Raw genomic sequence first — 6,898 nt, forward strand, 5'->3', positions numbered from 1 at the left:
CTACTCGAACCAAACGGGATTGGACGGGTTTGGGTTGGGACTTCTCCAGCCGTTCGTCCTGAGTAGCCATTGAGCTTGTCGAAGGGGCGTATCGAAGGACCCGCCCCAAGCACCTCAGCCAAGATCCCCCCACCGCGCGGCGGCCGCGTCGTCACTCTCCCGCGTCTCGACCCAGCGCGTCTCTGCCCCCCGCCGCTCGCGCTTCCAAAACGGCGCCCCGGTCTTCAACCGGTCGATCAGGAACGCACAGGCTTCCAGCGCCGCGCCGCGATGCCGTGCGGTCGTCGCGACGAACACCACCCGGTCGCCGGGCACCATCGGCCCGACGCGGTGCACGACCGTCGCCTTCACCAGCGACCAGCGCGCCACCGCCTGCTCGCACAAAGCCTCCAGCGCGCGCTCGGTCGCTCCCGGATAATGTTCGAGCGCCAGTTCGGTGACGCCATCGTCACCACGCACCAGCCCGGTAAAGGTCGCCACCGCCCCCGCATCCGCCCCCTCGGCCGCCGCAAATTCGGCGGCGAGGTCGATCGGTGCCGCCTGCACGACCACGCGGATCATCCGCCGGTCACCGGGGGAAAGATCGCGACCTCGCGCGCGCCGGCGATCGGCGTATCGAGCGCCACGAACGCCTGGTCGACCGCCGCGCGCAGCCTTTGCCCATCGGCAAAGGCCGTCGCATAGCCCCCGCCCCTTGCCGCCAGCCAGTCGACCAGATCGGCGACGGTCGCCACCTCGGCCGGCGGGTCGACCCGCTCGCCCGCCACGCCGATCGCCTCGCGCACCCAAGCGAAATACAGCAGCTCGATCGCCATTATGTGTCCATGTGCCGGAGACCGAGCCGCAGATAATCCCAGCCGGTGATCGCGGTCAGCACCGCCGCGCCCCACAGGCAGACGAGCCCGGTCACATGCACGAAGCTATAGGCCGGCACCGCCCCGGCGAGGATCAGCGCCCCGAACGCGACCAGCTGCAGCGTCGTCTTCCACTTGGCCAGCTGCGACACCGGCAGAGATACCTGAATGCCGGCGAGGAACTCGCGCAGCCCCGACACCGCGATCTCGCGCAGCAGGATGATGAGCGCGGCGATCAGGTGGATGCCGGTGATGATCGCCACGTCATGCCGCGTGCCGACCAGCATCAGGATGACGGCGGCGACCATGATCTTGTCGGCGATCGGGTCGAGGAACACGCCCAGCTTCGACACCGTGCCCTGCGCGCGCGCCAGATAGCCGTCGAAATAGTCGGTGATCCCCATCAGGCAATAGAGTGCGAAGGCAATGGCATAGCCCGCCTCCCACATCGGCCACCACAGGAACGCGACCAGCAGCGGCACCGCCAGGATACGCGACAACGTCAATATGTTGGGAAGCGTCAGCACAGTTCGGCGCTTAGCATCCCCGGCCCCTCACGCGAAAGCGGCAAAACGGCGTTGAAGCAGGCGGAGGGGCTGGCTACACCCGATCCAACCAAGCCGACAGGCACGTAGATCAGGTCGTACCCGGAATGAATAATGCGCTGGGGTTGCTCAAGCAGCGCCGTTTCCTGCCGCTGTTCGTCACCCAGTTTCTGGGCGCGTTCAACGACAACCTCTTCAAGCATGCGATGGTGCTGTTCGCGACATACCAGTTGTTCAAGGACCCGGCGAGCGAACAGAATTTCAACGCACTGGCCACCGGTCTGGCCATCCTGCCGTTCGTTTTGCTGTCCGCACTGTCGGGACAGCTGGCCGACACGCATGACAAGGCGCGGATCATCCGCATCGTGAAGACGGCGGAAATCGGCATCATGCTCTATGGCGCGGCCGGCATGCTGATCGCGCGCACCGGCTATGTCACCACCGGCGTGGTGATGATGCTGAGCGCGGTCGTGATGCTCGGCGTCCATTCGACCTTTTTCGGGCCGATCAAATACGCGATCCTGCCCCAGCATCTGGAGGATCATCAGGTGCTGGGCGGCACCGGGCTGATCGAGGCGGCGACCTATCTCTCGGTGCTGACCGGCACGATCGTCGCCGGCTGGATCAGCGTCGAATGGGCCGCCGGGCTGGTCGTCGTCGTGGCGATCATCGGCTGGTTCACCGGGCGGCTCGTGCCCCCGGCACCGCGCAGCGGGCCGGAACTGGTCATCAACTTCAATCCCTTCACCTCGTCCTGGCACCTGATCGCGGCGACGATGCATATCCGCCGGCTGTTCCTTGCGATCGTCGCGATCAGCTTCTTCTGGACGATCGGGTCGGTGCTGATCGTGATCTTCCCGGTGCTGGTGAAGAATGTGCTGACCGCCGACCAGCAGGTCGCCTCGCTCACCATCGCGATCTTCTCGATCGGGGTCGCGATCGGGTCGGTCATCATCAATGCGTTGCTCAAAGGACAGATCTCGGCGCGCTATTCGCCCGCATCGGTCATCGCGATGGCGTTGTGCGTACTGGCGTTCGCGTTCGAGGCGAAGGCCTGGGTCCCGGCGCCCGACGGCACGCTTTATGGCGTGATCGACTTCGCCACCCATCCGCAATCGCTGCTGCTGCTCGCCACGCTGGCGCTGATCGCGATCTTCGGCGGCATGTTCGTGGTCCCGCTCTATGCGTTCCTGACGACGACGGTGACCAAGGACCAGACCGCGCGGACGGTGGCGGCGAACAACGTCGTCAACTGTGCCTCGATGACGATCGGCGCGGTCAGCGTCATCCTGCTGACCAAGGCCGGCCTCGGCCCCACCGACATGCTGCTGATCGTCGCCGCCATGTGCCTCGGCTCGGCATGGCTCGCATGGCGGCTGCACAAGGCGTGCGACGACGGCTGCCCGGCTTGAAGACACCGTCACCCCAGCGAAGGCTGGGGTCGCAAGTGGCTCCTGCTGCGCGCTACCATGGCGAGATCCCGGCCTTCGCTGGGATGACGTCGAGTTCGGTCGACCCGCCCTACAGAAAGAACGTGTAGAAGCAGATGAAGAAGGCGGTGAAGCTGACCGTGAACAGCTTCAGGTCGCTGTCCTCGCTGCGCACCGGAACGCTGGCCATACGCGGCAGCGTGGCGCGGAACGGGTGGCGGCGGCGGGGTGCGTGCGGCTTCATCATGGCCGCGTTAACGCATTATTTACCTTTTTGTCGCCTGCCGCATTTTCGGGCAGCCGTCCGATTACGGGACGGACGCCCTCAACCCGCCGACACCGCGCGGTCGAGGTGCAGATAGGCCGGGGTGAACGACGCGACCCCGCACAACGCGTCAAGGTCGAGAATCGTCAGCGTCCGCCCACCCCAGGCGATCAACCCGTCGCGGCGCAATTCCTGCACCATGCGATTGACGTGCACCGGGGTCAGGCCCGTCGCCTCCGCCAGATCGGCCTGGGTCAGCGGAAATTCGCAGGCGCGGCCCATGCACCGCCCGCTCGTCCGCAACCGGAAATAGACTTCGCAGAACAGCAGCGCGATACGTTCGCGCGCGCTGCGCAGGCCGAGGCTGGCGATCCATTCGCGCTGCGTGCCCATCGCCACATGGTTGTTCCACCACAGCGCGCGGGCGATCGTGGCGCTTTCCCGCCCCAGCGCGGCGAGCGCATCGGGCGCGACCTCCGCCACGGTCATCGTCGTGATCGTGCCGACCGCATGATCGGACCGCGCCACCGCCTGCGGATAGGGATCGATCAGGTCGCCCGGCAGCAGCAGCGACAGCAGCTGGCGCCGCCCGTCGGACAGCTGGCGATAGCGGCACGCCCAGCCGTCGAGCACGACATGCACGAATCGCGGCACTTCCCCTTCCGCCACCACGTCGCGACGCGGGGCGATGACCCGCTGCCGCTGGTCGAGCAGGGCATCGATCGCCGTCCGATCGGCGTCGGTCAGTTCGGAAAATGCGTGCAGTCGCGATCGGTACCGCAGATCATGGCCCCCAGTCATAGGGCCGTTCAGCTAGCCGCTATCGCGACCGCGCACGATATACTGGTATAATCGCGAACGGTTCGCGTGTTTTTTGTAATATGGCCGAAACGATTATACGACGGCCAACAAAAAACCCCGCATCGCTGCGGGGTCCTTGGAAAAATGGTGGAGCCGAGGGGGATCGAACCCCTGACCTCTGCAATGCCATTGCAGCGCTCTCCCAGCTGAGCTACGGCCCCGTCCATTTTGTCGGGGCCGCTGCTGGTGGGCAGCCCCGCTTCCCCGTTGGGGAGGAGCGCCCTCTATGCGGAGGGCGCCGGTTTGGCAAGCGGCTTTTGTTGCCGCCCGCCAAAAAATCAACGCTCGGCGTCGTTGTCCTCGTCGGACGTGTCGACGCCCAGGTCGTCGTCGCCGCCCAGATCGACATCGTCGTCCGCCGACGGCTCGTCGTCGCCCTCGATGTCCAGATCGGCGTCGAGATCCGTATCCTTCTCGCCATCCTTGTCGCCGCCGACCTTGACCTGCTCGAACGGCAGCGGCTGCTTCGACTTCAGGATCGGTTCGGGCGTCCAGTGCACGCCGCAATTGATGCAGGTGACGGGATCGTCATTGCCCAGGTCGTAGAAGCGCGTCGCGCATTTCGGACAGGTACGCTTCGTACCCCATTCCGGCTTCACCATGTGTAGCCAAACCTTTCGGTATCGTGGAAGAACGGGGCACATACCCCGGATGGGGCCGCGCCTTGCCATAGCGGGCACGCGCTGTCAAAGCCGCCGGTCATGCACGACGCCACCCCCACCCCGCTTTCCGTCGCCGCCAGCGGCCCGCTGACCGGCACCGCCCCCGTTCCCGGCGACAAGTCGATCAGCCACCGGTCGCTGATGCTTTCCGCGCTCGCCGTCGGCACCAGCCGCGTGACCGGTTTGCTGGAGGGTGAGGACGTGCTCGCCACTGCCGCCGCGATGCGGGCGATGGGTGCCGTGATCGAACGCGGCGACGACGGGATGTGGACCATCGACGGCGTCGGCGTCGGCGGGCTGCTGCAACCCGCGACCGCCTTGGAAATGGGCAATTCGGGCACCTCGACCCGGCTGCTGATGGGTCTGGTATCGAGCCACGCCATCACCGCGACCTTCACCGGCGACGCCTCGCTCAGCAAGCGCCCGATGGGCCGCGTCATCGAACCGCTGTCGCGGATGGGTGCCGAGTTCACCGCCAGCCCCGGCGGCCGCCTGCCGCTGATGCTGCGCGGGATCGTGCCCGCCGTGCCGATCGACTATACGCTGCCGGTCGCCTCCGCGCAGGTGAAGTCGGCGATCCTGCTCGCCGGCCTCAACACGCCGGGCATCACCCGCGTCGTCGAACCGGTCCCGACCCGCGACCATAGCGAGCGGATGCTGACCGGCTTCGGCGCGAAGCTGACCGTCGAGGAAACCCCCGCAGGCCGCGTCATCGAACTGCACGGCGAAGCGGAATTGCAGCCACAGACGATCACCGTCCCTGGCGATCCGTCCTCCGCCGCCTTCCCGGTCGTCGCTGCGCTGCTGGTGCCGGGCAGCCATGTCACGATCACCAATGTCGGCCTGAACCCGACCCGCGCCGCGCTGTTCGACGTGCTGCGCGCGATGGGCGGCGACATCACCTTCGAGAATCGCCGCGAGGTCGGTGGCGAGCCGGTCGCCGACCTGGTCGTCCGCGCCTCGACGCTGACCGGCATCGATGTCGACCCGGCGGTCGCCCCGGCGATGATCGACGAATTCCCGGTCCTGTTCGTCGCCGCCGCGCTCGCCCAGGGGCGCACCGTCACGCGCGGTCTCGAAGAGCTGCGCGTCAAGGAAAGCGACCGCATCACGACCATGGCCGAAGGACTGCGCGCGATCGGCGCGCGGGTCGAGGAGACCGAGGACGGCCTGATCATCGACGGCACCGGCGGCGACCTGTTGCCCGGCGGCGGAACGGTCGAGGCAAAGCTCGACCACCGCATCGCGATGAGCTTCGTCGTCGCCGGCCTCGTCTCGCGCGCGCCGGTCACCATCGACGACATGGCACCCGTGGCGACCAGCTTCCCGACCTTCACCACGCTGCTGCGTGGCCTCGGCGCATCGCTGTGATCATCGCGGTCGATGGCCCGGCGGCATCGGGCAAGGGCACCATCGCGCGGGCGCTGGCACGGCATTACGGCCTGCCGCATCTCGACACCGGCCTGCTCTATCGCGCGGTCGCGACCCGCGTGCTGCGCGACGGCATGGACCCGACGCGTGAGGCGGATTGCGTCGCCGCCTGCGACTTTTCCGACACGCTGCTCGACGACCCGTGGCTGCGCACCGACGAGGCCGGACAGACCGCCTCGATCGTGTCCGCCCATCCGCTGGTGCGCTCGGCGCTGCTGCGCCGCCAGCGCAAGTTCGCGCAGCAACCGGGCGGCGCGGTGCTCGACGGACGCGACATCGGCACGGTCATCGCCCCCGACGCCGATGCCAAGCTGTTCGTGAAGGCGACCCCGGCGATCCGCGCCCGCCGCCGCCACACCGAACTGGCGAAGGCGGGGTCGAGCGTCACCTATGACCGCGTCCTCGCCGACATCCGCGCCCGCGACGAACGCGATTCGAGCCGATCGACCGCGCCGCTGGTCATGGCCGCCGACGCCGCGCCGCTCGACACCAGCACCCTGTCGATCGAAGTCGCGGTCGAACGCGCCATTGCGCTCGTCGAGGCACAGCGGGGCAAGTAAGCTGCAACCTTCACCCCCGGACCGTACCCCCGCCTGCGCGGGGGTACGAGGAATTGGCTAGAGGTAGACCCAACTGCCCGCAGACGGGGTTAGGAACGTCACCCCTTTCCTACATGGCAGCCACCTGCCATCGTCGGCGGGTCACCCCTTAACACCCGCCGCCCGCACGTCTCTACCGACCACCGCCACATCCATCGCGCAAACACGTCACTAGTGTGAACTTAGTGAACTTTGACCCGCGAACCGCTCGCAAAAGGCCCTGTCACCGCCCGCCGCCCGCCTCTATACCT

9 protein-coding genes and 1 tRNA gene are annotated in these 6,898 nt (G+C 67.1%); 3 read left to right on the forward strand and 7 right to left on the reverse strand.

Translation table 11 applies throughout. The features are described 5' to 3' along the window. Positions 1 to 114 precede the first annotated feature (114 nt). Genes CA237_RS12990 through pgsA form a run of 3 tightly spaced genes read right to left on the reverse strand, consistent with a single transcriptional unit; the run spans position 115 to position 1,381 of the window. Positions 115 to 561, reverse strand: a complete 447-nt coding sequence (locus tag CA237_RS12990) for a molybdenum cofactor biosynthesis protein MoaE (protein ID WP_066690377.1) — start codon at positions 559 to 561, stop codon at positions 115 to 117. Further along, entirely contained in the window at positions 558 to 815 is a 258-nt protein-coding gene (gene moaD, locus CA237_RS12995; protein ID WP_066690375.1) for a molybdopterin converting factor subunit 1, read from the reverse strand. Before moaD ends, CA237_RS12990 begins: the two co-directional genes overlap by 4 nt. Next, the gene (gene pgsA, locus CA237_RS13000; protein WP_066690373.1) at positions 815 to 1,381 is read right to left on the reverse strand and encodes a CDP-diacylglycerol--glycerol-3-phosphate 3-phosphatidyltransferase; all 567 of its coding nucleotides are present in this window, start codon (positions 1,379 to 1,381) and stop codon (positions 815 to 817) included. Before pgsA ends, moaD begins: the two co-directional genes overlap by 1 nt. Positions 1,382 to 1,506: 125 nt before the next feature. On the opposite strand from pgsA, the gene CA237_RS13005 reads away from it, so the two are divergent. Continuing rightward, positions 1,507 to 2,811 carry an MFS transporter gene (locus tag CA237_RS13005; protein ID WP_066690370.1) on the forward strand — a complete coding sequence of 435 codons (1,305 nt, stop codon included), beginning with the start codon at positions 1,507 to 1,509 and terminating at the stop codon, positions 2,809 to 2,811. A 109-nt stretch (positions 2,812 to 2,920) separates the two neighbouring features. On the opposite strand, the gene CA237_RS19700 is transcribed toward CA237_RS13005, so the two are convergent. The 4 genes from CA237_RS19700 to CA237_RS13020 form a co-directional block, all read right to left on the reverse strand. Then, the gene (locus tag CA237_RS19700) at positions 2,921 to 3,073 is read right to left on the reverse strand and encodes a hypothetical protein (RefSeq protein WP_164523873.1); all 153 of its coding nucleotides are present in this window, start codon (positions 3,071 to 3,073) and stop codon (positions 2,921 to 2,923) included. A gap of 81 nt (positions 3,074 to 3,154) precedes the next feature. Beyond that, positions 3,155 to 3,895: a Crp/Fnr family transcriptional regulator gene (locus CA237_RS13010; RefSeq protein WP_084401557.1), complete on the reverse strand. Its 741-nt coding sequence runs from the start codon at positions 3,893 to 3,895 to the stop codon at positions 3,155 to 3,157. A gap of 145 nt (positions 3,896 to 4,040) precedes the next feature. After that, a tRNA-Ala gene (locus tag CA237_RS13015) sits at positions 4,041 to 4,116 on the reverse strand. 117 nt (positions 4,117 to 4,233) lie between these two features. Then, on the reverse strand, positions 4,234 to 4,557 hold the full coding sequence (locus CA237_RS13020; RefSeq protein WP_066690367.1) for a TIGR02300 family protein: 324 nt from the start codon (positions 4,555 to 4,557) through the stop codon (positions 4,234 to 4,236). Between the two features lie 99 nt (positions 4,558 to 4,656). Between CA237_RS13020 and aroA the strand changes: the two genes are divergently transcribed. After that, entirely contained in the window at positions 4,657 to 5,988 is a 1,332-nt protein-coding gene (gene aroA, locus CA237_RS13025; RefSeq protein WP_126014324.1) for a 3-phosphoshikimate 1-carboxyvinyltransferase, read from the forward strand. Then, complete coding sequence (gene cmk, locus CA237_RS13030; protein ID WP_066690362.1) at positions 5,985 to 6,608, forward strand: (d)CMP kinase; 624 nt, start codon at positions 5,985 to 5,987, stop codon at positions 6,606 to 6,608. The genes aroA and cmk overlap by 4 nt, the downstream gene beginning before the upstream one ends. The last annotated feature ends 290 nt before the right edge of the window (positions 6,609 to 6,898 follow it).

Origin of the sequence: Sphingomonas sp. ABOLH (assembly GCF_003951715.1) — a bacterium.
Classification (GTDB): Bacteria; Pseudomonadota; Alphaproteobacteria; order Sphingomonadales; family Sphingomonadaceae; genus Sphingomonas; species Sphingomonas hankookensis_A.